Genomic DNA, 24,700 nt, shown 5'->3' with positions numbered 1-24,700 from the left:
GCGGGGCCGCCGCCCGGTACGCGTGGCGGCCCCCTGGGATGACTCTAGGCGAAAAGCCGCCGCGCGTGGCTAGCGGTCGTTGCGGATCGGGCCATACTCGGCCGGCACCCACGTATAGCCGGCGGTATCGCGGCGCACATGGCCCAGGCCCGGGAACGGCATGTGCGCGCCGCCTACCCACAACCGGCCCCTGGCGGCCTGCTCCAGGATGCGCTTGCGCGTGATCACGGCCTGGTTGCTGTCGACGTCGAACTCGATCGCCACCTGCGGCCGGCGCAGCTGCAGCGCATGGTTGTGCACGATGTCGCCCCACAGCAGCAGGCTGTCGTTGCCCGAGGTGAACAGGTAGCCGCTGTGCCCCGGGGTATGCCCGTTGGCCGGCACCACGCGCACGCCCGGAACAAGTTCGGCAATGGATTCACTACGGGCGCCGCCGTTGAATGTCCGCAAGCGCTGCGCCGCCTGGTACGGCGCGACCGCGGCACGCGCCATGGCGAACAGGCCCTGCGCCTCCTTCGGCGCGGCGGCGGCGTTGGCTTCGCTCAGCCAGTAGTCGAGGTCGGCCTTGTCGACGTAGACCGTCGCGTTCGGGAACGCGGCCTTGCCGTCCGTGGCCAGGCCGCAGGCATGGTCGCCGTGCAGATGCGTCAGCAGCACGGTATCGACCTGCTCGGGCGCGTAGCCCGCGGCGCGCAGGTTCTCGCCGATGCGTCCCAGGGTCGGCCCGAAGCAGCCGGCCGCGCCGGTGTCGACCAGCACCAGGCGGCTGCCGGTATGGATCAGGTAGGCGTTGACGGCGGTCTGCATGCCCGGCGTCGAGGTCAAGAACATCCGCGCCAGCAGGCTCTGCACCTCGCGCGCGCTGGTGTACTTGAACAGCTTGGGGTCCAGGTCGATATAGCCGTCATAGAGCGCGGTGACTTCCAGCTGGCCGACCATCATGCGGTAGTAGCCCGGCACCTGGGTCTTCTGCTGCGCCGGCGGCGTGGCGGTCTGCGCGCTGGCCAGGCCCGTGGCCAGCACGGCGCTGCCCATGGCGATGGCGATGACGGCGCGCGATGCGGCCCGGCGCAAGGCAAGTTGCAACGTCGGGCGCGGGCGCGGGCCAGAGGTAGCGGGGCGCACCATGGACTGCAGCTTCATATCCTGATCCTGTTCTGATTGATGTTGTCGAGGAGCAGGCCGGCGCCAGCGGGCGCGCGGCCAGCGCATATCTTAGCCGCGCCTTGCCCGACAAGGCCGCAAGGGTCAAAGCGTACCTACTTCTGCGTAAAAAACGGTGCCACGTGGCACCGTTTTCCATGCATGGGAGCTTGCGCCGCCCGCTTTTTACTCTGGCTGGATATTCGCCGCCTTGATGATGCGGCCCCACTTGCCGGACTCCTGCGACTGGAACTTCGCCAGTTCCGCGGGCGTGCTGGTGAAGACTTCCGTACCGGTCGACTTGTAGAAGCCGGCGGCGCTCTCGCTGCGCGCGGCCTTCACCATCATTGCGTTGAGTTTGGCCACCACCGGCTGCGGCGTCCCAGCGGGCGCATAGGCGGCGAACCAGTAGCTCATCTCGTAGCCCTTGACGCCGGCTTCATCGATGGTCGGCACCTCCGGCGCCAGCGGCGAGCGGGCCTTGCCCGACACGCCCAGCGCGCGCAGCTTGCCGCTCTTGACCTGCGGCAGGCCGGTGGCGGTGTCGGTGATCATCATCTGGATCTGGTTGCCGAGCAGGTCGGTGATGGCCAGCGGGTTGCTCTTGTACGGCACGTGCAGCAGCTGCACCTGCGCCATCTGCTGGAACAGCTCGCCGGCAATGCGCGACGACGAACTGCCGCTGCCGAAGCTGAGCTTGCCCGGCTGCTGCCGCGCCAGCGCGATGAACTCGGCCACGGTCTTGGCCGGCACCTGCGGGTTGACCACCATGATCTGGCCGCCGCGTCCGAGCGCCGTGATGGGTGTGAAGTCCTTGACCGGGTCGTAGGGCAGCTTCTTGAACAGGTGCTCGTTGGCCGCATGCGTGGTGTTGGTGCTGATCAGCACGGTATAGCCGTCCGGCGCCGCCCTGGCCACGTCGGACGCGGCGATAAAGCCGTTGGCGCCGGGCTTGTTGTCGACCACCACGGTGACCTTGCTGTCCACCGTGATGGCCTGGCCGATGGCGCGCGCGAGCTGGTCGGTGGCGCTGCCCGCGGCAAAGGGCACGACGAAGCGGATCGGCTTGTCGGGAAACTCGGCCCAGGCCTGGCCCGCGGGCAGGATCACCGCGAGCGCGGCAACGGCCAGTGGCTTGAAGAGCGGATGCATGTGAGGTCTCCTGTTGAAATCGTTATCGGTGAAGGCAAGGGTTCAAGGGTGGTCCGAAACCCCCGGCACGAGCCGCGGCGGCAGCGGGATCTCGAGCTGCAGCAGGCGGAACGACAGCGCCTTGCCGTGGGTGTCGAGGTTGAGCGCATCGTTGACGCCGCCATCGAGCACGCCGTCGAGCACGAAGTTCATCGCGTGCAGCGACGGCACCAGGTAGCGCGTGACCGCCGCGGGCCGGCGCTCGCGAAACAGGTCGCGCACCGCGTCTTCGGTCACGTGCGCCACCAGGTGGTCGAAGTCGCGCGGGTCATAGGCGATCACGCTGATGTTGGAACGGTCGCCCTTGTCGCCGGTGCGGCCATGGGCGAACTGGTAGAGCGCGGCGGTGGCGGTCATGGCAGGCTCCTCAGTCGATGAAGGTATGGGTGGGCGTGACCGCGGCGCGCGGCACCAGGCACGACACCGCGTTCAGGCGCGCGCGCTGCGCCGTGCGCACGCCGCCGCCGCCGGCGGGGCCGCAGGTATAGAGCGCGTTGACCTCGCGCTGCAGCGCCTGCGCCACGGCCAGGTCGTCATGCGCGAGCGCGGCGCGCAGGCGCACGTCCTGCGCCTGCGCCTCGTGCGGCTGGGGCTGTGCCAGCATGGCGCCGGCATCGTCGGCGAGCACGCTGAGCACGCCGATCAGGTCGAAGCGGATCGGCGCGTCGTGGCCCAGCATGCGCATGCGCCGGCGCAGGATGTCGGCGGCCAGCCGCGCGCGCGCCGCGGCGTTGGGGCCGGCGTAGGAGATCTCGCCCTCGGCCAGCCAGCCACCGTGGCTGAACACATTGGCCTTGAGCTGCGCCGGGCGCGGGTGGCCGCGCACATTGCGCACGGCCACGCGGTCCGGTCCCAGCTGCGCCACGGTGACGGCGCCGATGTCGGCCACCACGTCCGGCGTCAGGTAGGCGCACGGGTCGTGCACCTCGTACAGCAGCTGTTCCTTGACCGTGCGCAGGTCGACGCAGCCGCCGGTCCCGGCAGCCTTGAAGATCTCGATGCCGCCGCCGGCGTCGAGCTGGGCGATCGGGAAGCCCAGCGCGTGCACGTCCGGCACCTCCTTGCGGCCCGGATCGGCAAAGTAGCCGCCGGTGACCTGCGCCCCGCATTCGAGCAGGTGCCCGGCCATGGTGGCTGCGGCAAGCCGGTCCCAGTCGTCCCAGGCCCAGCCAAAGTGCGCCATCGCCGGCCCCAGTGCCAGCGCCGGGTCGGCCACGCGCCCGCACACCACCACGTCGGCCCCGGCGGCAAGGGCGTCGGCAATGCCCTGCGCGCCGATATAGGCGTTGGCGCAGACGAAGCGTTCGGCGTCAAAGGCGTCGCCGAGGATGCCGTGCAGGCGCGCGCGCCCGGCCGCGTCGGACAGGTCATCGCCTTCGACCACCGCCACGCGCGGCGCCGCCAGGCCCAGTTCGCTGGCGAGTTGCAGCACGCGCCGCGCCGCGGCGCGCGGATTGGCGGCGCCAAAATTACCGACGATGGCAATGCGGTGCTGCAGGCACAGGCCCAGCACCGGCGCCAGCAGCGCGTCGAGCAGCGGCTCGTAGCCCTGCGCGGGATCGTTGCGCCGCGCCAGCTGCGCCAGCGCCAGCGTGCGCTCGGCCAGGGTCTCGAAGATCAGCGCGGCCGGCTGCGCCGCGGCGATCAGCGTGCGCACCACCGGCAGCGCGGCGTCGGTACGGTCTCCGGAGAAGCCGGCGCCGGAGCCGATCAGCAAGGGAGCAGTCATGGTCGGGGGAGGCAGGGGGTGGAGGTCGATCTCATTCTAGGGTGCGTGGGCCCAGCCAAAAAACGGATTATTTGGATTAATCTATCGACTTACTGGTTAAATCCGCTGGCGCCATGAACCTGTCGGTGAAACATCTGCGCGCCTTCGTCGCGCTGGCCACCTACCGCAATTTCACGCGCGCGGCGCGCGCCTGCCACCTGTCGCAGTCGGCCTTCAGCGCGCTGGTGCAGACGCTGGAAGAGCAGGCCGGCAGCCGGCTGTTCGAACGCACCACGCGGCATGTCGAACTGAGCACGGACGGCGTGCGCTTCGAGCAGACCGCGCGCCGGCTGCTGGCCGACTTCGAGACCGCGTTCGAAGACCTGCGCGCGCACGCGGAGCGGCGCAAGGGGCGGGTCTCGATCGCGGCGCTGCCCTCGCTCGCCGGGGGTGACCTGCCGCCGCTGCTGGCGCAGTTTCGCGCGCGCTATCCGGGCATCGTGCTGGAACTGTTCGACCAGCTGGCCGATGGCTGCATCGAGCTGGTGCGGCAGGGCCGCGCCGACTTTGCGCTGGCGCCCGCGCCGGCACAGGACGACGACCTGCGCGTCGAGCCGCTGGTGCGCGACACCTTCCACCTGGTGTGCCCGGCGGACCATGCGCTGGCGCGCAAGCGGCGCATCACGCCGGAGATGCTGGCGGGGCTGCCGTTCATCCAGCTGTCGCGCACCACCAGCGTGCGCCAGCACCTGGACGCCGCGCTGCATCCGTTGCGGCTGGCCAGCGTGATGGAGGTGGAGCACCTGGCGACGGTGGCGGCGCTGGTGCAGGCGGGCCTGGGCATCAGCGCGGTGCCGTCGCTGGCGCTGTTCCAGTTCCGCCGCGAAGGACTGGCGATCCGGCCGTTGCAGCTGCCGTCGCTGGTGCGCGATATCTGCCTGGTGCGGCTCAAGGACCGCGGCGATTCGGCCGCCGCCGCCGCGATGATCGAGTCCCTGCAGGCGTTCTACCGCGGCGGCAAGGCACCCGCGCGGCGCTGAATCGCGACGCGCACCGGTACGCAGAATTGGGTACGCTTTGGGCAGAAGACGCCGTCCGGCGATTCAGAAGTGCCCGAGATAGCCGCCGTCGACCGCCAGCACCTGGCCGGTGACATACGACGCCGCCGGCGAGGCCAGGAACACCACCGCGCCCGCCACCTCCTGCGGCTGGCCCCAGCGGCCGAGCGAGGTGCGCTGGCGCAGCCACTCGGCCACGCCCGCGTCCTCGACCATGGGCTGGTTCGGCTCGGTGGCGAAGTAGCCGGGGGCGATCGCATTGACGGTGACGCCGTGGCGGCCCAGGTCGGCGGCCATGGCGCGCGTGAGCGCGTCGAGGCCGCCCTTGGTGGCGGGATAGAGCACGTCGCCGGCGCGCGCCACCTGGCCCGCGATCGAGCTGACATTGACGATGCGCCCGTAGCCGCCCTGGCGCATGCGCTGCGCGGCCAGGCGGCACAGCGCGTAGGGCGCCACCAGGTTGGTCTCGAGCATGGCGCGCAGGTCGCCGGCATCGAGCTGCGCCATATTGCTGCGGTTGCGCGCGCCGGCGTTGTTCACCAGGATGTCGAGCCGGCCATGCTCGGCATCGATGCGGTCGAAGGCCGCCGCCACGGCGGCCTCGTCGGTGATGTCGAGCACCAGCGCCTCGGCGCTGCCGCCGCGCCCCGCCAGCGTGGCGACGGCCTCGTGCACGCGCGGCGCATTGCGGGCCACCACCAGCACGTGGGCACCGGCATCGGCCAGCCCGGCGGCAATCGCCAGGCCCAGGCCCTGCGCGCCGCCGGTCACCAGCGCCACGCGGCCATGCAGCGCGAACGGGGTACGGGAATCGGGGGAGGGGATAGGAGTAGCCATGCGGGCGACTATACCGCAGCGGCCGGCTCCGGACCCGTCGCCGCGCGCTAGCGGATCAGCTTGCCGGTGGACGACACGATCGACATTTCCACGAACGACGAGCCGGTGTGGCGCGCGGCGCTGTAGCTGATCAGGATGCCACCGAGGTCATAGTCGCGCATGCCCTCCAGCGCCGCGACCAGCCGCTCGCGGGTCAGGTCGGGGCCGGCGCGGCGCAGGCCTTCGACCAGCACCTTGGCCGACATGAAGCCCTCCATGCCGGCGTTGGACAGCTCCACGCCCTGCTGCTTCGCCAGGCTGCGGTATTCGCTGGCCAGCGTCATCTGGCTGGAGTTGGTGCCCGGCACCACCTGCGTGATGATCAGGCCGCGCGCGTCGTCGCCGAGCTCGCGGATAAAGGCATCGGCAGCGTTGTTGGACAGGGTCACGAACTGCGCCTCGCTGCCGGCGCGGCGCAGCTCGCGGATGACGCGCGCCGCTTCCGAGCCCGAGCCGATCACCAGCACCGCCTGCGGGTTGGCCTTGTGCATCGCCGCCACGCCCTGGCTGATGTCGCCCATGGGCCGGGCGAAGTTGACCGTCGCCGCGGGCTGCACGCCGCGCGCCTGCAGCGCGTTGCTGTAGCCTTCCAGCACGTCCCGGCCGAAGCCGTCGTTGGCGTAGAAGATGCCGATGCGGCTCATGCCCGAGGTCGCCAGGTGATTGATCGCGCGCGCCACTTCGTCCTGGTACTTGGCGCGCACGTTGAAGACGTAGCGGTTCACCGGCCGGTGCAGCGTGATGGCGCCGGTCAGCGGCGCGATCAGCGGCACTTTCTGCGCGGCGATGATGGGCAGGATGCTTTCGTTCTGCGGCGTGCCGCGCACCATGAACAGCGCGAACACCTGGTCTTCGTCGAGGAGCTTGCGCACGTTGTCGGGCGTGCGCTTGGCATCGAAGCCGTCATCGTAGGTGATCAGTTCGATGCGCCGGCCGGCGACGCCGCCGTTGGCATTGACCGTGCGCAGGTACACCTGTGCGCCGGCGATCTGCTCCTTGACCGAGCCCGCCACCGGCCCGGTGATGCCGGCCGACTGGCCGATGCGGATGGTGCTGCGGGTCACGCCCGGTTCCGCCTGGGCCGTATGCGCGGCCCACCCCAGCGTGACGGCCAGCACGCCGCACGCGATCCATTTCGCCTTCATTGTCTCGACCCCTCTGCCTGGACGGCTGCTTTCGTTATTTTGTGGCGACGCCGCGGACAGGGCCCGGACGCCGTCACGCAAGGTACCGCATGCGTCCGACGGGGGCAAACCGGGAAAACAGGGGGTGTTGCAGCGGCATCACACCGGAACCGGGGGACGGTTCCGGTGCGGCCGGAGCGCGCCCGCGCGGGCGCGCGCGCAAAGAGACATGCGACGCCAGGTGGCGCCAGCCGGCGGCAAGCGCCGGATCAGGGAAACGCCGGCACGGCCGGATCGACGCCGGCGAAGCTGGCTTCCGGATGCGCGTTGCGCAGCAGGGTTTCGATTTCTTCCACGCGGCTGCGCGGCACGTCCAGCATCAGCAGGATCTTGCCCGCCTCGATGTCTTTCTCGAACGCGCGCAGCCGGCTGTTGGGGGCGGAACTGCCGATCATGCTTGCGGCCCAGGCCCCGAACACCGCGCCCAGCACCGCCAGCACGCCGACCAGCCCCCACTGCGGGGTGTCGCTGACGATGGGGAACATCGCCACCACCACGCCGGCCACCACGCCCACGCCGCCGCCGACCATCAGGCCCATCTCGGCCGCGTGGACGATGTCGGAAGTCTGGAACAGGTTGGCTTCATGCAGGCCGGTCATGTCGGCACCGTCGCGCGCCACGAAGTGGATGTGGCGGTTCTCGACGCGGGCCAGCAGCAGGTCATCCATGGTGCGTCGGGCACTCGCCAGGTCGGGCAACAACCAGAAGATGCGTTTGCGCATGTCTCTCTCCTTGTACAGGCCGCACCACCGGTGAGGTTGAGGCTGGTCGGAAAGTACCGCTGGCGGCGCGGGGTTATTTCTTTGTACGCCGTTCATGGGGCCAGCGCAAGGCGCGTTTCGGCGCTGGCGCACGGTGCCGGCGCATGTGACGCGCACGCGTGTCCTGCCCGGGCGGGGCACGCGTCACGTCTGCATCATGGCGTTCAGAAAGTGATCGGCAGGCGCACATTGACCTGCAGGTCGGGCGTGTCGCGCGTCAGCCCCGCGCCCACCGACAGGTTGAGCGTATAGCGGTTGTTGAAGCGGTACGAATATCCCACCAACAAGGTGCCCTGGGTCACGCGCACCGAGCCGGGCACGGTCATGCCGTTCTGCTTGGTCGGCCAGATGATGGCCTGGTCATAGCCGATACTGAACGATGCCTTCTCGTTGAGCGACAGCCCCATGCCGAAGCTGAACTCGAAGATGTCGCCCGGCGCGATCTTGCCCAGGTTCTCTTTCTCGCCGTTCAGCACGGTGCGGCTCACGTTGTTGCGCGCAAAGTTGTGCAGGTAGCTGAAGGTGCCGAAGAACACCGCCGGATCGGTCGGCAGCAGCCAGGTGATGCCGGGCTGGATCGCCTGGAAGCCGGTGCCGGTGGGCAGCCCCAGCGGCAGGCCGGTGCCGGTGGTATTGCCGACGCAGCGCGTCACGCAATCGGTCACCACTTCGAACGGGTCCTTGCCGGTGGCGGACTTGTAGCGCAGCCAGCCGACAAAGTACGGGATGCGCTCGTTGCCGTAGTTGAGCTGGTAGCGCACCGTCGCCTCGACATCGCCCAGGCCCTTGCCGCTGGAATTGAACACGTTGTCGACGGCAGTGCCGGTGAACACCTCGCGGCTGATGGTCGAGCCCGAGGTCTGCACGTACGGGACCTTGGCCTCGATCTCGAACCGCTTGGTGACGCCGTAGCGCAGCGCGATCGATTCGATATAGGTCGAGGTCTTGACCTCGCGCACATCGATCAGCCCGATCAGGATGGCCGGAATGATCGAGTAGCCGACCAGCGCGACGCGGTTGTTCGATGAGTAGCCGTACTGGAAGCCCGGCTCCACCACGAGCTTGCCCTCGGCGGTGAGCACCCCGGGCTGGTCGATCAGCGGTGCGATCTCTGGCGGACGTCGGTCAGTCTCGGGCGGACGTCCCACGGGCTCTTCCACGGCCACCGTCTGCGGGCTGGCCGACTCGCCTTGCTGCGCCCCGGCCTGCGGCGCCTGGGCCATGACCTGCTGCGGGCTGCTGCCCAGGCCCGGCGCGCCCTGCGTGGCACTGGCCGCAGCTGCCGCGGTGGCCGCGTTGGTGGCGTTGTCGGCCGGCATCACGCCGGGCCCGGATCGCTGTCCGCCGCGCTTGGCGGCCAGCACCTCGGTGCCGATCACGCTGCGCAGTTCGCGGATCACTGCCTCCTGCTCGGCCAGCGCGCGCTTCATGGCATCGAGCTGGCTGGCCTGCTCGGCGAGTTCCCTCTGCAGTGATTCCAGTCCGGCCGCGGGCGGCCCCGCCTCCGGCGGCGTCTGGGCTTGCGCCAGTCCGCCGAGCAACAGCAACGTCGAGCATCCCGCATTGCGGATGCCCTGCATCGACCGCTTCTTCATCGCGTCTTCCTCCCCCGGACGGCAGGCTGTTCTGCAGGAGCCCGCGACCTGTACTGCCGCTACCTCGCTAACGGCTATCTCATGCTTGCGGCCCGCAGCAGCGCGTTGTTCAGCGCCGTGTTGGCCAGTTGCGACCGGAAGGCCTGCAGCGTATTGACGCTTGCGTCGATTGTCATCAGGCTCCGGATGCTCTGGTTGTTCAGCGTGTTCTGGATCACTGTCACTGGCGTGCCCGCCAGCGCCCCCACCGATGCCGCATTGCCCGGGCCGTTCTGGATCACGTTCAGCAGCCCGTTGGTCACGACCTGGCCGGTGGCGGTACTTACGACTGTGGTCGGCGGGCCCGACGCACCGGTCGCGCCTGCCGCGCCTGCTGCGGCCGTGCCGCCTCCCGCCGCACCAGCACTGGCTGCGGCGCCGCCGTTGGCCGCTGCCGAAGCCGTGCTTCCCGCCCCAGCACCACCCGCAGCCGATGCCGCCGCGCCGGCGCCATTGGCATTCATCGCCGCGGCAGCGTCTGCCGTGACCGGATTGCCTGCCAGCGCGTTGGCCACCGCGGCATTGGTGCTGGCCACGATGGCTGGCCCCAGCGTCGCGGCAAGCCGCGCGGCCTGGTCGGCAGTGATGCGGCTGATGTCCGGGATGTTAATGCTGGTAGCGACCACCAGGTCGCCGTTGATATACACCGCGCGTTCGATACCGAACGAAACCTGCAGCCCCGGCATCTCGAAGCCGCCGCGCATGTCGTCGAGCTTTTCATGTGCCACCGGTTTCCAGCCGGCCATGCTGCCGCGCGCGGCAGCCACAGGGTGGGAGTCGCCGCGCTCGCGCGCGGCCATGGCGGCCTGCGCCGGTGGCGCCGCGGCATCGGCTGCCCCGGGCTGCGGCGGCATGCCGGCCTGTGCCGTGCCGGCGTACGCCAGGCCGGCGCCCAGCACCATCGCCGCGGCCGCCGAGGCGGCGCTGCGTGGCACGGCCGGGGGCGGCAAGGAAGTCTGCAACATGATGCGTTCCTCAAAAATCTCCGGTGCCATGGCGGGGCATGACCGTGAAGAACAGGTTGTCCCGGTTGACGCCCATCCAGTAAGGACCGCTGGGCGCGACGCGCCAGTCCGCGGCGACATTGAAGCGCGCGCGGTCGGTGCGGTTGTGGATCACGAACAGCAGCTGGCTGTCCCAGATGCGCTCGAACTGCTCGCGCGACATGGCGCGCGTGCCGCGCGCCGGATCGCCGACCAGCACGCGGTCGCCCTTCACGCCCTTGACCACCACGAAATGGTGGTAGCCGTTCTCGACGATCAGCACGATCGCCGGCACCTGCGTTTCTTCCAGCTTGGACAGCGGCACCTCGAAGCCATCCGCCTCATAGCCCAGGGCGGCCAGGAAGCGCTTCATGTCCAGCAGCGAGAACCCCTCGGCGCGGATCTTCTGCTGGTCGCCGTTGAGGTACATGTTCTGGAACACCGTGGCCTCGTTGATCGGATGGCCGTACTGGTACGTCAGCAGCGTGGCCACCGCGGCCGAGCCGCAGCTGAAGTCATACTGCTGGCGGATGGTGGACTTGAAGCGCGCCTCGCGGATGCTGGTGACCCTGACGCTGTAGGGCTCGCCCACCGGACCGTACAGCGCGACGTCGGCGGCCTGCGCGCCGGGCACGTGCGCCCCGGCCAGCAGCCAGGGGACACATGCCAGCAGGATTCGCAACGGCTTCATCATTTGAACTGGACGTTGACGATGGTGGCGTTCTGGATCAGCACGTTCGATCCCGAGTTCTGGATCGCGGTGGGAATCCCGGCCGCATTCGAGAACGCGCCTTCCGTGATGTGGTTCGTGCCGGACAAGGTATTGACCGCGGCGTTGTCGGCCACGGTGCCGTGCAGGCGCATATCGTTGACGGTGACCTCCGCACCGCCGCGGACATCATCCAGCCGCGACACGGGCACGGCCTTGGCCGCGCCGGCGAACAGCGCGGCCGGCGCAGGTGCCGGTGCGGTGGGCGCGGCAGCGTCAGCGCGCGCCGCGGCCATGGCGGCCTCCAGCCCTGGCGGCTCCGCATGGGCCGGCAATGCTGGCCAGGCAAGTAATGCCGCGGCAAAGGTGCCGACGGCGAAGCGGACCGGTTGCATGGTGTTCCCCCCTGCCGATGCGCCGACTCTCTCCACTCGGCTGCATGGCAACTTGGCTTGCGTAGGCATGACAGGGCCCGGGCGCCCGCACACAGGATGCGGGCGCCGGTCCTGCCGGCATGACTGCGAAACCGCCGGCCGGCCCCGGGGCAAGCCCGGGGTCCGGCCGCGTTGCGCGTCTTACCTGCCGCCCACGTTGAGGTTGGCCTGCACGTTCACGCTTTGCTGCACCAGCGAAGCCACGCCGCTGTTCTGGCTGGCCATCATGATGCCCGCCGCCGTCTGACCAACGCTGGTCATGGTGTTGGACATGTTGAAGGTGCCTGCGTCGACCAGGTTGTAGCCACCAGCACCGCCGGTACCGCCAGCGCCGCCATTGCCCACGCCACCGGTGCCGCCGGTACCGCCGGTGGCCGCGCCGCCGCTGCCGCCGTTGCCGCCGTTGCCGCCGTCGCCGCCGTCACCAGCGGTGGCGCTGCCGTTCGACGCCATCGCCGTGGCAGCACCCGAGGTAGCTGCCGCGCCCGCGCCGCCGGCACCGCCGGTGCTGCTCTGCGCGCCGCCGGCACCGCCGGTCGCCGTGCCGTTGCCAGCCGTCGCGGTCGCGCCCGCGCCGCTCGAGCCGCCCGCACCGCCGGTGCCGCTGCCGGCGCCGCCGGTCGCGACCGAGCCGGAGCTGCCGGAGCCGCCCGCACCGCCGGTGGCACCCGCGCCGCCGCCCGTGCCGGTGCCCGCGCCCGCCGTGTTGGTGCCGGCCGCGCCGGAACCGCCACCAGCGCCGCCAGTACCGCCGGCATCCGCGCCTCGGCCGTTGGCATCGCCGCCGCTGCCGCCCGCGCCGCCGGCCGAACCGGCCAGGCCACCCAGGGCACCGCTGGCACCCAGGCCGCCGCCGCCGATCGCGCCGGCGCTGCCGCCACGGCCGCCCGCGCCAAGCGAGGCGCTCAGAGCACCGCCGCCCTTGCCGTAGGCATCACCGCCGCTGCCGCCCTTGCTGCCCGCGGCGCTGAGCGCGCTGCCGCCCTTGCCATAGGCGCTGCCGCCATCGCCGCCCCAGCCGATCGCGGCGCCACCATCGCCACCGTCGCCGCCCACGGCCCTGCCCGTGGTGGCATCGCCGGCGCGAGCCCCGCCGTTATAGGCATAGGCCTTGGCGCCCACCGCACCGACCGCGCCGGCAGCACCGTTGCCGCCCACGCCGCCCGCGCCGGTACCGCCGTTGCCGCCGGTGCCGCCCTTGCCGCCGAAGCCGGTGCCGCCGTTGGCGTTACCGAAGTTCTTGGCCACGTTGCCGATGTTGGCGACCGTATTGCCGGTGACCTGCCCACTGAGCTTGCTGACCGCGATCGCCTTGCTGGTGTTGAAGGAATTGGCGATGCTCGACGAGGCGTTGCCCGCGTTGGCGGCGGCATTGCCCAGCCCGCCCTGGTCCAGCGTCAGGCGAGTGCGGTTGTCGGAGTTGGTCTTGCTCTTGTTGTTGGAGTTGGTGCGGTTGTTGGAGTCGTTGGTCGACTTGTCCACCGCAACGTCGACCGTGGTGGTGCGGGTGCTGGTGCGGGTGCTGGTGCTGTGATCGGAGTTGTCCTGGTTGGAGGTCGAGTTCTCATTGGCCAGGGACCCGGCGCCGCTTTGGTTTGAATTGGCGGTGGCGGTCTGATGGTTCCAGCCATCCGTGTTGGTATTGGTCGGGTTACCCCACGCCGAACCAGCAAAGGCGAGGGCAATCGCCGACGCCAGAATTGTCTTGTTCATACGATGCTCCCAGGAGGATTTCACGTTCACAGCGGCTCAGCTCCTGGCCGGCACTCATCGACGAGCGCGGCCGGAAGATTCAGGTCAGGCTTGCGGCCAAACCAGCCTGCCCTGCGCATAATCGGTGCCAGCTTCGTCACCTGGAGCGGCAAGTCCTTGTATTACAAGGGCCACCTGGCGTTGCGGGCTCGGTTTTTGCCGATGTTTTGCCGGATCAACATGGGGCCGCGCCGATGTGCGGCCGGGGACATGTCACATTGCTGTGACAGAGGGGTCCCATCGGGTTCTTGGTGCCCTTTGGCGCCTGCCAGGAAAGCCTTGGTTTTCAAAGACTTGCAGCGCCCGGTCGGGATTTGCCCTGATGCTCCGGCCGCGTATCGGCGTTGAAACATGCGGCCGGCGGTGTCGCCGCCGCCGCCCATGTGGGCCGCGCCACATTGCCGGCTTCACGCGACGCTGGCGGCATGGGCAAGTCCGCGCCGCGGCCATCGCGGGGGCATCACCGGCCGGCCGGCACGCTGCCGGCGCAACGGAGCGAATCCGGCACAATGCCCGGCTGCGCCTTGGCGCAGCGTCGCACCCGCACCCGGCCCTTGTCGCGGAAACGCCTCAGCGTTTATCCTCGCTAGGCCCTATGTCTGATTTAAAGTACATTAGAGGCATTACAGACTTGTCATCTCTCCACAAGGGAAACCATGAGTGAAGCCGTCGTTCCCCTGTATCACCAGATTTACGTGGTGCTGCGCCAGCAGATCGTCGAAGGCCGCTTCGGCCAGGGTCCCTTGCCCGGGGAGATTGACCTCGCCAAGCAGTTCCACGCGTCGCGCGTGACCATGCGGCGCGTGTTCGACCGGCTGGTGCAGGAAGGGCTGGTGCGCCGCCATCGCGGCCTCGGCACCTTCGTCAACCCGCATCCGGTGCGCCCGGCCGCGGCGGCCGGCGACGAGCGCGGCACCAGCTTGCTCGACAACATCATCGACATGGGCCAGAAGACCTCGGTCAAGGTGATCTCGATCGATGAAGTCCATGCCACGCCCGATGTCGCCGACTCGCTGCAGATCGAGCCGGGCGACCCGGTGGTGAAGATCGTGCGCGTGCGCCACTACCGCAACCGTCCGCTGTCGCACATCACGGTCTACCTGCCGGCGGCGCTGGGGCGGCCGATCACGCGCCAGGCGCTGGAAGAGACCCCGGTGCTGCGCTTGCTGGAAGCGGGCGGCATCAAGCTCGGCCGTGCCAGCCAGGTACTGTCGGCGCGGCTGGCCGACGTGGTGGTCGCGCCGCTGCTGGACGTGCCGGTCGGCGGCGCGCTGCTGGCGGTGCGGCGCGTGGTCAAGGACCAGTCCGGGCGTCCGGTGCAACTGCTGCTGGGCCAGTATCGCCCGGACCGCTACGAGTACCGGATGGAACTGTCGCCAGCCGGCGTCGACAGCGCCAACGTCTGGGTCGAGAGCGAGACCCGCCCGGGCTTGCGCGATTGACTCGCGATTGACTCGCGATTGACTCGCGATGACGCCACGGGAGTTGCCCCGGGCTTGCGTTGGCGGGGGTGCGCCGGACCCCGTTCCGCGCCATACTGCGCATCCCTGATCACATCGAGCGAGGACCGCCGCCATGCCTGAATTCCGTCCGTCCAGCCTGACCCGCCTGCCTTCGATTCCGCGCCGCGCCACGATGCGGCGCCTTGCCACGCTCGGCTCGCTGGCCGCGTGCGCGCTGGCCTTGCCGCTGTCGGCCGCCGCGCAGGCCCAAGGCCAGCCCCAGGCGCAGCTTGCCGGCGGCAAGCCGATCCGGATCCTGGTGGGCGCGCCGGCCGGCGGCACCACCGACACGCTGGCGCGCACCATCGCCCAGGAGATGTCGCAGGAGCTGGGCCAGCCGGTGGTGGTCGAGAACCGCCCCGGCGCCGGCGGCAATATCGCCGCGGACCTGGTCGCCAAGAGCGCGCCGGACGGCAGCACGCTGCTGATGAGCTTCACCAGCCATACCATCAACGCCACGCTGTACAAGAAGCTGCCGTTCGACCCGGTGCAGGACTTCACGCCGATCACGCTGGTCGCCACCGTGCCCAGCGTGCTGGTGGCCACGCCCCGGCTGGCGGCCAACAACGTGCCCGAATTGATCCGCCTGGCGCGCTCGGAGCCTGGCAAGCTGAACTTCGCCATCGGCTCGGTCGGCTCGTCGCTGCACATGGCCGGCGACATGTTCAAGATGATGACCGGCACGTACATCGTCAACATTCCGTACAAGGGCACCTCGCCGGCGCTGACCGACGTGCTGGCGGGCCAGTGCGACCTGATGTTCGCCAGCACCATCAACGTGCTGCCGCACGTGCGCGCGGGCAAGCTGAAGGTGCTGGGCGTGACCAGTCCCGCGCCGCTGCCGCAGTTCCCGGGCGCGGCGCCGATCGGCAATACCGTCAAGGGCTTCGAGTCGAGCGCGTGGTTCGGGCTGTTCGGCCCGGCCGGCATGCCGCACGAGACCACCCAGGCGCTGTACCAGGCCGCGCGCAAGGGGCTGGAGTCTCCCGCGGTGCGCAAGCGCCTGGAGAACGACGGCGCGCAGCCGATGGGCACGCCGCCCGAGGCCTTCGCCGCGTTCGTCAAGCAGGACGTCAAGCGCTGGGCGGGCGTGGTCAAGTATTCGGGGGCGTCGCCGGAATGAGCCCCGTCCCCGCCACGCTCGCGCAGAAGCTGGTGGCCCGTGCCGCCGGGCTGGCGCATGCCGAGCCCGGCGCCGTGGTGATCTGCCAGGTCGACCTGGCGATGTCGCATGATTCCAGCGGCCCGCGCCGCGTGGCGCCGCTGCTGCAGGAGCTGGGCACCGGGGTGTGGGACCCGTCGCGCTATGTGGTGGTGACCGACCACTTCGTGCCGGGCGGCGACGCCGAATCCGAATCGATCCTGCGCTTCACGCGCGACTGGACGCGCCAGGCCGGCGCGCACTTCATCGACGCCGAGGGCATCTGCCATGTGGTGCTGCCCGAGCGCGGCCATGTGCTGCCGGGCCGCCTGATCGTCGGCGGCGACAGCCACAGCCCCACCGGCGGCGCCTTCGGCGCCTACATGTTCGGCGTGGGCGCGACCGAGATGGCCGGCGTGCTCGCCACCGGCGAGATCTGGCTGCGGGTGCCGGACACCATCCGGCTGCAATGGGACGGGCAGCTCGCGCCCGGGGTGTGCGCCAAGGACATGATGCTGTTCCTGTGCGCCACGCTGGGCATGGGCGGCGGGCGCTACCAGGCGCTCGAATACACCGGCAGCGCCGTCACCGCGCTGCCGATGCAGGAGCGCATGACGCTCACCAACATGAGCACCGAGCTCGGCGCGCAGACCGGACTGGTCGCGCCCGATGCGGTCACGCTGGAATGGCTGGCGCAGGCCGGCGTGCCGGCGCAGACGCTGGCCGCGATCGACCTGGACCACTGGCGCAGCGATGCCGGTGCGCCGGTGCTGTCCGCGCACCGCTTCGACGCTGCTGGGCTGGCACCGCAGGTGGCCGCGCCGCACTCGCCCGCCAACAGCGCGCCGGTCGACCGGGCCGCCGGCGAGCCGGTGCAGATCGCCTACCTGGGCGCCTGCACCGGCGCCAAGCTGGAAGACCTGCGCATGGCCGCGCGCGTGCTGCGCGGACGCCGCGTTGCCGCCGGCGTGATGCTGCAGGTGGCGCCGGCCTCGCGCCGCGACCAGCTGCAGGCCGAGCAGGAAGGCACGCTCGCCATCCTCGCCGATGCCGGCGCGATGCTGCTGCCCAATGCCTGCGGCGCCTGCGCCGGCTATGGCGCGGCGCGCTTCCCGGCCGGCAGCCGCGCGATTGCCTCGACCGCGCGCAATTTCTCGGGCCGCATGGGCGACGCCGGCAGCGCGGTGTGGCTGGGCTCGCCGATGACGGTGGCCGCCAGCGCCGTCACCGGCCGCATCACCGATCCGCGCACGCTGCTGGAGTAACGCCGCGGCCCCTGACCTCGTGCCCGCCGCCGGCGGGACAGACTTCCCGCATGACCTCTGCCTTCGCCCCCGCCCCTGCCGGCCGCCTCTGGCGCTTCGGCGACAACATCGACACCGATGCCATGGCCCCCGCCGTGCTGATGAAAGCGCCGCTGCCAGTGCTGGCCCGGCATTGCCTGGCCGCGGTGCGCCCCGAATTTCCCGGCAGCGTGCGCCCCGGCGACGTGCTGGTGGCGGGCGCCAACTTCGGCATCGGTTCCTCGCGCGAGCAGGCGCCGCAGGCGCTGCGCGAACTGGGCGTGGGGGCGGTGGTGGCGCAATCGTTCGGCGGGCTGTTCTATCGCAACGCCATCAACCTGGGCCTGCCGGTGCTGGTCTGCGCCGACACCAGCCGGCTGGCCGACGGCGCGCACGCGGTGCTGGACCTGGATCGCGCGCAGTTGCGGCTGGACGACGGCAGCGTCGCGGTGTGCGAGCCGATCCCGGCGTTCCTGCGCGCCATCCTGGCCGCGGGCGGGCTGGTGCCGCACCTGAAGGCACGCCTGGCGCGCGAACGCGGCGCCCGGGGCTGAAGCCGCGGCGCAGCGGCTCAGGCCGCAGGCGTGGAGGCGGCGCGCAGCAGCGCCAGCGCCTCTTCGTCGCTGGTCTGGCTGAAATCGAGGTAGAACGCGCCGACCGCGCCGAAGCTGGGCGGCGTGTTCAGGCAGATCACCTCGTCGGCGGCCGCGGCCAGGCTGGCCAGCCCGTCCTGCGAGCCCACCGGGGTGGCCGCGATCACGCGCGCCGCGCCGGCCATGCGCACGCCTTCGAGCGCGGCGCGCATGGTGGCGCCGGTGGCCACGCCGTCATCAACGACAATCACCACGCGTCCGGCGCGGGCCGGCACCGGTCTGCCGCCGCGGTAGCGCTGCTGGCGCCGGGCGATCTCGTCGAGCTGGCGGCCGCGCTCGGCATCGAAGCTGCCGCTGTCGACCGCGCGGCGGGCCCAGGGATCGTCATTGACCACCGTGTGCGGTCCGCCACCGGCGGCATCGCCCTCCACCACCGCGCCCAGCGCCAGTTCCGGGTAGCCCAGCGCGCCGATCTTGCGCACCAGCAGCACGTCCAGCTGCCCGTCCAGCGCGCGCGCCACCTCGAACGCCACCGGCACGCCGCCGCGCGGCAACGCCAGCACCAGCGGCGGCTGGCCCAGCTGCGCGGCGCCAAGGCCCAGTCCGGCCAGGTGGCGGCCGAGGTATTGGCCCGCCTCGCGGCGGTCGGCAAAGCAGGGAGGCAGGGACATGGCGGTTTCCATCGGAGCAGGACGGCCAGCGCAGGCGTCCCTCCGCCAAATATAGACCCTGGCGCTGGCGGCCGCGGCGGCCCGCGGGCCACTTCCAAGGCGAGCCAGCGCGCTCCGGCGCCATTAGGCGCGCTCGTGCAACAGTGTGTTGAGCCCGGGGTGGCTGACTTCGCCGCAGTGCAGCATTACGATGGCCGCTGGCGCTGACAACGCCAGACCGACATTGCCGGACAGGCCGCCGTGCCCGCCCCGGCCCAAAGCATGAGCCCAGACATGACCACGCCCTCCCCCGCCCGCGCCGCCACGGCGCATTCCCAAGCCGACGCCGCGGCAGACGTCTCCCCCCTCGCCGCTCCCGACATTCCGTTCGGTTCGCTCGAAGCCGCGGCAATGGCCGAGCTGCCCTACACCTTCCGCCCGGCCGGCACCTGCACCCGCTACTACAACGAATTCTTCGGCTGAAGCCCGGGCGGCGCGCCGGCCGCCATCACGGTCTCGCACAACGCGGCCAGCCGCGCCGCCATGTCGCGCGCCGCGGCCGGCAGGTCCGGCTGCGCGTGCAGGCTCAGTTCGACATCCGGCACCGTGGCGGGCCAGCCGTGCTCCAGCACGGTGTGGTGCGCCGTGGCCAGCCGCCGCGGCAGCAGCGTCACACCCAGGCCATCGGCCACCGCCGCCAGGATGCTGGCCAGGCTGGCGCTGACAAAGGCCACGCGCCAGCGCCGGCCGCCGGCGTCGAGCGCGTGCGTCATCTCGCCGCGGTACAGGCCGCCCACCGGGAACGCCACCAGCGGCACCGGGTCGCGGGCCACCGCCGGACGGCTGCGGCTGTCGATCCAGCACAGCGGCTCGGGCCAGCTGGCCAGCCCCTGCGCCTGGCCGGTGCGCTGCTTGACCAGCACCAGGTCCAGCTCGCGGTCCTGGAAGCGCTGCCACAGCTCGTGGCTCATGCCGCTGGTCACTTCCAGCCGCATGCCCGGCCAGTCATCGGCAAACCCGGCTAGCACCGGCGTCAGCGGCCGCGCGGCAAAGTCCTCGGGCACACCCAGCCGGATCTCGCCCTGGCCGGCGCTCTGGCGCAGCTGCCCCACGGCCTCCGCCATCAACTGCTGCAGCCGGCGCGCATAACCCAGCAGGCGCTCGCCTTCCGGCGTGGTCGTGACATAGCGCCCGCCGCGGTCCAGCAGCACGCAGCCCAGCTGCTCCTCCAGCCGGCGCACCTGCTGGCTGACGGTCGACTGGGTCAGGTGCACGCGCTGCGCGGCACGGGTGAAGCTGCCGCTTTCGGCGACGGCGACAAAGCTCTGCAGCAGCACGGGGTCGAGGCGGGGGTCCTGCATGGCGGCGTATCCATTGGTTTTTCCACTGCCGGCGATTTCATCATTTAATTTTCCAATTACCAAGCGCCGGCGTAGAGTTTCGGCACGATGCCCCGGCCTGCGTCCGGGCGCCATCGCCCCGACTCCACGCGCCATGCCGCGTTGCACGCGAGCATGTACCCACTTTTCTGCCAACCATGAGCACTCACCAGGAATTCATGCGCGAGGCGGTGCGCCTCGCGGCGGCCAACCGTGACCGCGGCGCGCGCCCGTTCGGCGCCGTGCTGGTGCTCGACGGCGAAGCCGTCGCCACCGGCGTCAACGACATCGTCCACAGCCACGATCCCACCACCCATGCCGAGATGGAGGCAGTGCGCGCCGCCGCGCGCAAGCTGGGCCGTCCCGACCTGCGCGGCAGCGTGGTCTATGCCAGCGGCCATCCGTGCCCGATGTGCCTGGCGGCGATGACCATGGCTGGGGTGCAAGCGGTCTACTACGCCTTCGACAACCAGGATGCCGCGCCCTACGGCATGTCGAGCGAGGCCGCCTACCAGGCGCTGCGCCTGCCGCTCGACCCGCCACCGCTGCCGCTCACGCGGGTGCCGGTCGACCTCTCCGCCGCGCAGCTCTACGGCATGCGCCCGCGCCGTGGCTGAAGGCGCGCGCCCGGTGCGGCCCCAGCCGCCGCGCTGGCTGGTGCTGGCGGCCGTGGCCGGCATCGGCCTGAACCTGCGGCCGTTCCTGACCGCGGTCGGGCCGCTGGCGCCCGCCATCCGCGGCGGCACCGGCCTGAGCTACCAGGGCATGGCGTGGCTGACGCTGCTGCCGATGCTGCTGATGGGGGTGGGGGCGTTCTTCGGCCCTGCCATCCGCGCCCGGCTGGGCGCGCGCACCGCGGTGCTGGGCGCGCTGGCGCTGCTGGGCGCCGGCTGCGCCGTGCGGCTGGGCGTGGCCGGCGGGACCTGGCTGATTGCCTCGGCGGCGCTGTGCGGGCTGGGCGTGGCGGTGGTGCAGGCGGCGTGCCCGGGGCTGGTCAAGCAGGAGTTCCCGGCGCGCGTGGCGCCGGTGATGGGACTGTATTCGGCCGCGCTGATGGGCGGCGGCGCGCTCGGCGCGCAGCTGTCGCCCTATGTGACCGAGCTGGCCGGCAGCTGGCGCGAGGCGCTGGCGCTGTGGGCCGTGCCCGCGCTGGCGGCGCTGGCTCTGGCGTGGGTGGCACTGCCGCGCGGCCCGGCGCGCCAGCAGGCATCGCTGCCGGCCGCGCCGCCTGGCCGCTCGCCCGTCGCCGCCGGCAGGACCCGCGCGCTGCTGCGGCGTCCGCGCACCTGGCTGCTGATGATCAGCTTCGGCGTGATGAACGGCGGCTATGCCTCGCTGGTGGCGTGGCTGGCGCCGTTCTACCAGAGCCACGGCTGGAGCGCGCCGGCCAGCGGCTCGCTGGTGGCGCTGATGGCGGTGGCGCAGGCCGCCGCGGCGCTGCTGCTGCCGGCACTGGCGGCGCGCCGCCTTGACCGGCGCGCGTGGATGGCGCTGGCGCTGGCGCTGCAGGTTGCCGGCTTCGCCGGGCTGGCGCTGTGGCCGGACCTCGCACCGCATGCCTGGGCCGTGATCGGCGGCGCCGGCCTGGGCGGCTGCTTTGCGCTGTACCTGGTGGTGGCGCTGGACCACCTGCCCGACGCCGACAGCGCGGGAGCGCTGAGCGCGGTGATGCAGGGCGGCGGCTTCCTGCTGGCGTCGCTGGCGCCGTGGATCACCGCCATGCTGCAGGCCCGCACCGGCAGCTTCGCCGCGGGCTGGTGGTACCACCTTGCGTGCGCGGCCGTGGTCGGCGTGCTCACCATGCGGCTGGACCCGGCACGCTACGGCGCCTCCTTTGCGTTGCCGGCGCCCGCCGGCTGCGCGCGGCGGGCTGGATGAGACCAGCCCGGCCGCGCTGACGGCGCGCGGCTGATACCAGTCTGGCCCCCAGCCGGCGCGGGCTCCCGCGTCAGCGGGCCGGCGCGGCCTCCACCACGGCCGTGGCATCCGCCGGCACCGGCTCCTGCGGCAGGGCGAACAACGCCGCGGCGGGCGGCGACAGGCCCTGCAGCCATTGCAGGGCGAGCACGATAAGCATGACCGGCATGGCGCCTCCTTCCCGCATACGTGGCCACTTCTCACTGGTATAGCCCATCGCGTCCGCGCGGCGCCTCATGCCGAGGCGCCGGGTTGCCACGGCGTACCCGTTTCTGCGTGCCCGCCCGGCCGGCCGGACACCATGGCAAGCGCGCGCAGCCAGCGCCGCCTTGCGAGATTTATTTCCCATGTAACGTCACATTACCTTCGCCTGGGTGCCCGCGGGCCGCTCGACGGGTCCGCCGTGTTGCCCGGCAAGCCTTGCCTGTCAAAGGATTCCGGAGGGACGGGCGGACGCCGCGGCAGCTGGCTCGTGCCGTGGCCCTTGTGAGACCGGCTTACAAGTGCAAGCGCGCAGCGCGGCAGCCGGCCGCTACATTGCAGCCGTGTCCAACGCGATCCCGCCAGGAGCCAAGATGAAACGAGCCCTCGCGCTGGTGGTGCTGCTGTCCACCACCGCCGCACTGCTTTCCGCCTGCATCGTGGTGCCCCCGCGCGGCGGCCCGCCGCCGCGCCACCACCATCATCACTACTGATTTCCGCCACCGCCCAAAGGAGCCCTTCCATGAAACGCCAACTCCTGCTTGCTGCAGCCGTCCTTGCCACGGGCGGCGCCTTCGGCCTGACCGCCCCCGCCGAAGCCCACCAGGCGCCGGTCGCCCGCGGCTACGGCCATCCGCCGCCGCCGCCGCGCTACGAGCCGCACCCGGCCGCGCGCCGCGGCCAGGTCTGGGTGCCGGGCCACTGGGAAGCCCGCGGCGGGCGTTACGCCTGGCGCGGCGGCTATTGGCAGCCGCAGCGCGTGGGCTACCGCTATGTGCCCGAGCGCTGGGTCCGCGGCCCGCACGGCTGGGTCATGCGCCCGGGCCGCTGGGTACGCTGAGCCGGACGGCCGACGCCATCATTCCGCCTTGAGGCCTTGCTCCCCACCGATGGGTGGTGGCAAGCCCGTCGCGGCCGGTGGCGCCGGCGCCGCAGCGCTCATCCATGGTGGTAGCCACGCCTCATCCAGAAGCACTAGACCATGTGCGCGAAGTGCCGGCAAATCTGCCGGATTGATTTCGCAACCAACATTTCCGGGGCGCGTTTCATAATTGGAGCAGCACCGCTGATGGTGTATTCCGGACACCCCTCAATAGGGTTATAAAACCGTCATATCCGGCAAAAGATAATAGAATCTGTTTCAGATTTGCAACCAATTTAATTCTGAATGTCACACCGATGAAACCACCGGGAACGGCGCCAGCGCGGCGTTTCCGGAACCTGGCAGGGGTAAATACGATATATTTGAAAGGATTATGAAGGTCCTTTCATTCCCTCCCTCATTCCACCTCGGACCCTCTTGCTTGCATTCCCCTCCCCCACCCCATAAGATGAATTCCAACTGATTTAGGAGTAACAAGCACCCGGAGTCGGATTCAGGGTCATCCTTCCAGCCATGGGCAAGTTCCAGCCACAACAACGGAACCGCCCGGCATGGAAGCATGGGGGTCAGCCACAGAGCCAGCCACCAGTCACCAGCCACGGCGGTGACGGCGGTCCTGTCACGTCTTCCATACGCAAAGTGCCCCGCAGTCCCTCCCGGGTAAAAACGGGGAGTGAAGTCCATGAATGCGTTGCTGATCGAGGAGCACCCGCTGCTCCGGCTCGGGCTGTTGCAGATGCTCGAGAACATCCAGGAATCCGCGCAGGTGGCAGCCATTGCACCGGCGGATATGGCCAGGCTGGACGCCCGGCACCAAAACGCGGACCTGCTCGTGTTCGGCATGCCCGCCGACCCCGCGCCCGGCTGGATGCTGCTGGACCAGGCCCGGCAGACGCTCGCGCCGCAACGCATCCTGATCCTGGCCGACACCCTGCCCTTGCATGTGCCGACCGCCGACAGCGCGCGCGGCATCTGCGGCTGCCTGCCCAAGTCGGCTTCGCTGGCGGTGATCGAGGCCGCCATCCGCATGGCCGTGTCGGGCGTACAGGGGTTGCTCTTCACTGCCGAGACCGGCACCCTGCCCTCGGCATCGCGCTCGGCGATGCCGGCCACGCAGTCACTCGCCTCGGCTGCGCCGCTGCCGCTCAGCGCCGCGCATCCGGCCCAACCGCCGGGGGAGCAGTTGCCGCTGGCGTCCTGCGCCAGCATCCCGCGCGCCGCCCTGCGTACCGCCGTGGCGCTGCGCGACCTGACCGAGCTGCGGCCCGGCCAGCCGCTGTCCGCACCGGCCCCGGCGGCGGTCTCGCCCACACCCGCTGCCATGCCGCTGACCGAGGAAGAACCCGGCTACGACGAAGCTGAGATGCTGAAGATCACGCCGCGCCAGTACGAGGTGCTGGTGCTGCTGGCGCGCGGCTATCCGATCAAGACCGTCAGCCGCATGCTCAACATCTCGGTGGCGACGGTGAAGAGCCACGCCTGCACGCTGTACCAGCGGCTCAAGGTGCGCAACAAGGGCGAAGCGGTCTACGCCGCCCTGCAGCGCGGCGCCACGCTGGAATGGGTCAGCGGCGACGAACGCATCACGCGCGAAACCAATGGCGCCGGAGTCGCGCCAAGGCGCAACGAACCGCCGTGCCAGGCGGTCCGGCCGGCGGTCTGATGCCGGCCTGAAGCTTTGCCGCGCGCCGCGCCCGCACAGACGGGCCGGCGCCAAC

General features: G+C 70.8%; 25 protein-coding genes. 10 read left to right on the top strand and 15 right to left on the bottom strand.

What is annotated here, in order from left to right; translation table 11 throughout:
- Nucleotides 1-69 precede the first annotated feature (69 nt).
- The 4 genes from CBM2588_RS19860 to CBM2588_RS19845 all read right to left on the bottom strand — a co-directional run bounded on the left by CBM2588_RS19860 (nucleotide 70) and on the right by CBM2588_RS19845 (nucleotide 4,063).
- A complete protein-coding gene (locus CBM2588_RS19860) occupies nucleotides 70-1,143 on the bottom strand; it encodes an MBL fold metallo-hydrolase (RefSeq protein ID WP_115682116.1) in 1,074 nt (357 codons plus the stop codon).
- Between the two features lie 186 nt (nucleotides 1,144-1,329).
- Nucleotides 1,330-2,295 (bottom strand): Bug family tripartite tricarboxylate transporter substrate binding protein, encoded by a 966-nt coding sequence (locus tag CBM2588_RS19855; RefSeq protein ID WP_115682115.1) that lies wholly within the window; start codon nucleotides 2,293-2,295, stop codon nucleotides 1,330-1,332.
- A 42-nt stretch (nucleotides 2,296-2,337) separates the two neighbouring features.
- Entirely contained in the window at nucleotides 2,338-2,691 is a 354-nt protein-coding gene (locus tag CBM2588_RS19850) for an AtuA-related protein (protein ID WP_115682114.1), read from the bottom strand.
- Between the two features lie 10 nt (nucleotides 2,692-2,701).
- Complete coding sequence (locus CBM2588_RS19845; protein ID WP_115682113.1) at nucleotides 2,702-4,063, bottom strand: acyclic terpene utilization AtuA family protein; 1,362 nt, start codon at nucleotides 4,061-4,063, stop codon at nucleotides 2,702-2,704.
- Nucleotides 4,064-4,176: 113 nt separating this feature from the next.
- Here CBM2588_RS19845 and CBM2588_RS19840 point away from each other — a divergent pair, with 113 nt between their 5' ends.
- The gene (locus CBM2588_RS19840; RefSeq protein ID WP_115682112.1) at nucleotides 4,177-5,082 is read left to right on the top strand and encodes a LysR family transcriptional regulator; all 906 of its coding nucleotides are present in this window, start codon (nucleotides 4,177-4,179) and stop codon (nucleotides 5,080-5,082) included.
- 63 nt (nucleotides 5,083-5,145) lie between these two features.
- Here CBM2588_RS19840 and CBM2588_RS19835 read toward each other — a convergent pair whose 3' ends face one another.
- The 8 genes from CBM2588_RS19835 to CBM2588_RS19800 all read right to left on the bottom strand — a co-directional run bounded on the left by CBM2588_RS19835 (nucleotide 5,146) and on the right by CBM2588_RS19800 (nucleotide 13,394).
- Nucleotides 5,146-5,937 carry an SDR family oxidoreductase gene (locus tag CBM2588_RS19835; RefSeq protein ID WP_115682111.1) on the bottom strand — a complete coding sequence of 264 codons (792 nt, stop codon included), beginning with the start codon at nucleotides 5,935-5,937 and terminating at the stop codon, nucleotides 5,146-5,148.
- A gap of 47 nt (nucleotides 5,938-5,984) precedes the next feature.
- Entirely contained in the window at nucleotides 5,985-7,121 is a 1,137-nt protein-coding gene (locus tag CBM2588_RS19830) for an ABC transporter substrate-binding protein (protein ID WP_115682110.1), read from the bottom strand.
- 248 nt (nucleotides 7,122-7,369) lie between these two features.
- Nucleotides 7,370-7,882, bottom strand: a complete 513-nt coding sequence (locus CBM2588_RS19825) for a DUF1269 domain-containing protein (RefSeq protein ID WP_115682109.1) — start codon at nucleotides 7,880-7,882, stop codon at nucleotides 7,370-7,372.
- Between the two features lie 203 nt (nucleotides 7,883-8,085).
- Nucleotides 8,086-9,516 (bottom strand): acetate kinase, encoded by a 1,431-nt coding sequence (locus tag CBM2588_RS19820; RefSeq protein WP_115682108.1) that lies wholly within the window; start codon nucleotides 9,514-9,516, stop codon nucleotides 8,086-8,088.
- A gap of 74 nt (nucleotides 9,517-9,590) precedes the next feature.
- A complete protein-coding gene (locus CBM2588_RS19815) occupies nucleotides 9,591-10,520 on the bottom strand; it encodes a flagellin (protein WP_115682107.1) in 930 nt (309 codons plus the stop codon).
- 10 nt (nucleotides 10,521-10,530) lie between these two features.
- Complete coding sequence (locus CBM2588_RS19810; RefSeq protein WP_115682106.1) at nucleotides 10,531-11,229, bottom strand: C39 family peptidase; 699 nt, start codon at nucleotides 11,227-11,229, stop codon at nucleotides 10,531-10,533.
- Entirely contained in the window at nucleotides 11,229-11,642 is a 414-nt protein-coding gene (locus CBM2588_RS19805; protein WP_115682105.1) for a hypothetical protein, read from the bottom strand. Before CBM2588_RS19805 ends, CBM2588_RS19810 begins: the two co-directional genes overlap by 1 nt.
- Nucleotides 11,643-11,822: 180 nt before the next feature.
- Entirely contained in the window at nucleotides 11,823-13,394 is a 1,572-nt protein-coding gene (locus CBM2588_RS19800; RefSeq protein ID WP_115682104.1) for a hypothetical protein, read from the bottom strand.
- A 695-nt stretch (nucleotides 13,395-14,089) separates the two neighbouring features.
- Between CBM2588_RS19800 and CBM2588_RS19795 the strand changes: the two genes are divergently transcribed.
- The 4 genes from CBM2588_RS19795 to CBM2588_RS19780 all read left to right on the top strand — a co-directional run bounded on the left by CBM2588_RS19795 (nucleotide 14,090) and on the right by CBM2588_RS19780 (nucleotide 17,913).
- Nucleotides 14,090-14,875 carry a GntR family transcriptional regulator gene (locus CBM2588_RS19795; RefSeq protein WP_115682103.1) on the top strand — a complete coding sequence of 262 codons (786 nt, stop codon included), beginning with the start codon at nucleotides 14,090-14,092 and terminating at the stop codon, nucleotides 14,873-14,875.
- Nucleotides 14,876-15,008: 133 nt separating this feature from the next.
- Complete coding sequence (locus CBM2588_RS19790; RefSeq protein WP_115682102.1) at nucleotides 15,009-16,058, top strand: tripartite tricarboxylate transporter substrate binding protein; 1,050 nt, start codon at nucleotides 15,009-15,011, stop codon at nucleotides 16,056-16,058.
- Nucleotides 16,055-17,341, top strand: coding sequence for a 3-isopropylmalate dehydratase large subunit (locus CBM2588_RS19785; protein WP_115682101.1), 1,287 nt, complete (start codon nucleotides 16,055-16,057; stop codon nucleotides 17,339-17,341). The genes CBM2588_RS19790 and CBM2588_RS19785 overlap by 4 nt, the downstream gene beginning before the upstream one ends.
- Nucleotides 17,342-17,391: 50 nt before the next feature.
- On the top strand, nucleotides 17,392-17,913 hold the full coding sequence (locus CBM2588_RS19780; RefSeq protein ID WP_115682100.1) for a 3-isopropylmalate dehydratase: 522 nt from the start codon (nucleotides 17,392-17,394) through the stop codon (nucleotides 17,911-17,913).
- 17 nt (nucleotides 17,914-17,930) lie between these two features.
- On the opposite strand, the gene CBM2588_RS19775 is transcribed toward CBM2588_RS19780, so the two are convergent.
- Nucleotides 17,931-18,623, bottom strand: a complete 693-nt coding sequence (locus tag CBM2588_RS19775) for a phosphoribosyltransferase (RefSeq protein WP_115683665.1) — start codon at nucleotides 18,621-18,623, stop codon at nucleotides 17,931-17,933.
- Between the two features lie 273 nt (nucleotides 18,624-18,896).
- Between CBM2588_RS19775 and CBM2588_RS19770 the strand changes: the two genes are divergently transcribed.
- Nucleotides 18,897-19,085: a hypothetical protein gene (locus CBM2588_RS19770; protein ID WP_115682099.1), complete on the top strand. Its 189-nt coding sequence runs from the start codon at nucleotides 18,897-18,899 to the stop codon at nucleotides 19,083-19,085.
- Here CBM2588_RS19770 and CBM2588_RS19765 read toward each other — a convergent pair.
- Nucleotides 19,064-19,963, bottom strand: a complete 900-nt coding sequence (locus CBM2588_RS19765) for a LysR family transcriptional regulator (protein WP_115682098.1) — start codon at nucleotides 19,961-19,963, stop codon at nucleotides 19,064-19,066. The genes CBM2588_RS19770 and CBM2588_RS19765 overlap by 22 nt on opposite strands.
- A gap of 176 nt (nucleotides 19,964-20,139) precedes the next feature.
- Between CBM2588_RS19765 and CBM2588_RS19760 the strand changes: the two genes are divergently transcribed.
- Together CBM2588_RS19760 and CBM2588_RS19755 are read left to right on the top strand one after the other, a co-directional pair.
- A complete protein-coding gene (locus tag CBM2588_RS19760; RefSeq protein WP_115682097.1) occupies nucleotides 20,140-20,598 on the top strand; it encodes a nucleoside deaminase in 459 nt (152 codons plus the stop codon).
- On the top strand, nucleotides 20,591-21,859 hold the full coding sequence (locus CBM2588_RS19755) for a cyanate transporter (protein WP_115682096.1): 1,269 nt from the start codon (nucleotides 20,591-20,593) through the stop codon (nucleotides 21,857-21,859). The genes CBM2588_RS19760 and CBM2588_RS19755 overlap by 8 nt, the downstream gene beginning before the upstream one ends.
- A 70-nt stretch (nucleotides 21,860-21,929) precedes the next feature.
- Here the strand turns inward: CBM2588_RS19755 and CBM2588_RS19750 are convergent, their stop codons facing one another.
- Complete coding sequence (locus CBM2588_RS19750) at nucleotides 21,930-22,067, bottom strand: hypothetical protein (protein WP_172583639.1); 138 nt, start codon at nucleotides 22,065-22,067, stop codon at nucleotides 21,930-21,932.
- Nucleotides 22,068-22,622: 555 nt separating this feature from the next.
- Here CBM2588_RS19750 and CBM2588_RS19745 point away from each other — a divergent pair.
- Complete coding sequence (locus tag CBM2588_RS19745; RefSeq protein WP_092314860.1) at nucleotides 22,623-22,940, top strand: YXWGXW repeat-containing protein; 318 nt, start codon at nucleotides 22,623-22,625, stop codon at nucleotides 22,938-22,940.
- Between the two features lie 724 nt (nucleotides 22,941-23,664).
- A complete protein-coding gene (locus tag CBM2588_RS19740) occupies nucleotides 23,665-24,645 on the top strand; it encodes a helix-turn-helix transcriptional regulator (RefSeq protein WP_115682095.1) in 981 nt (326 codons plus the stop codon).
- The last annotated feature ends 55 nt before the right edge of the window (nucleotides 24,646-24,700 follow it).

It is taken from the genome of Cupriavidus taiwanensis, assembly GCF_900250075.1.
Lineage (GTDB): Bacteria > Pseudomonadota > Gammaproteobacteria > Burkholderiales > Burkholderiaceae > Cupriavidus > Cupriavidus taiwanensis_C.
Note: the sequence above shows the minus strand (reverse complement) of the source record. Positions and strands in the feature narration are given on the sequence as shown.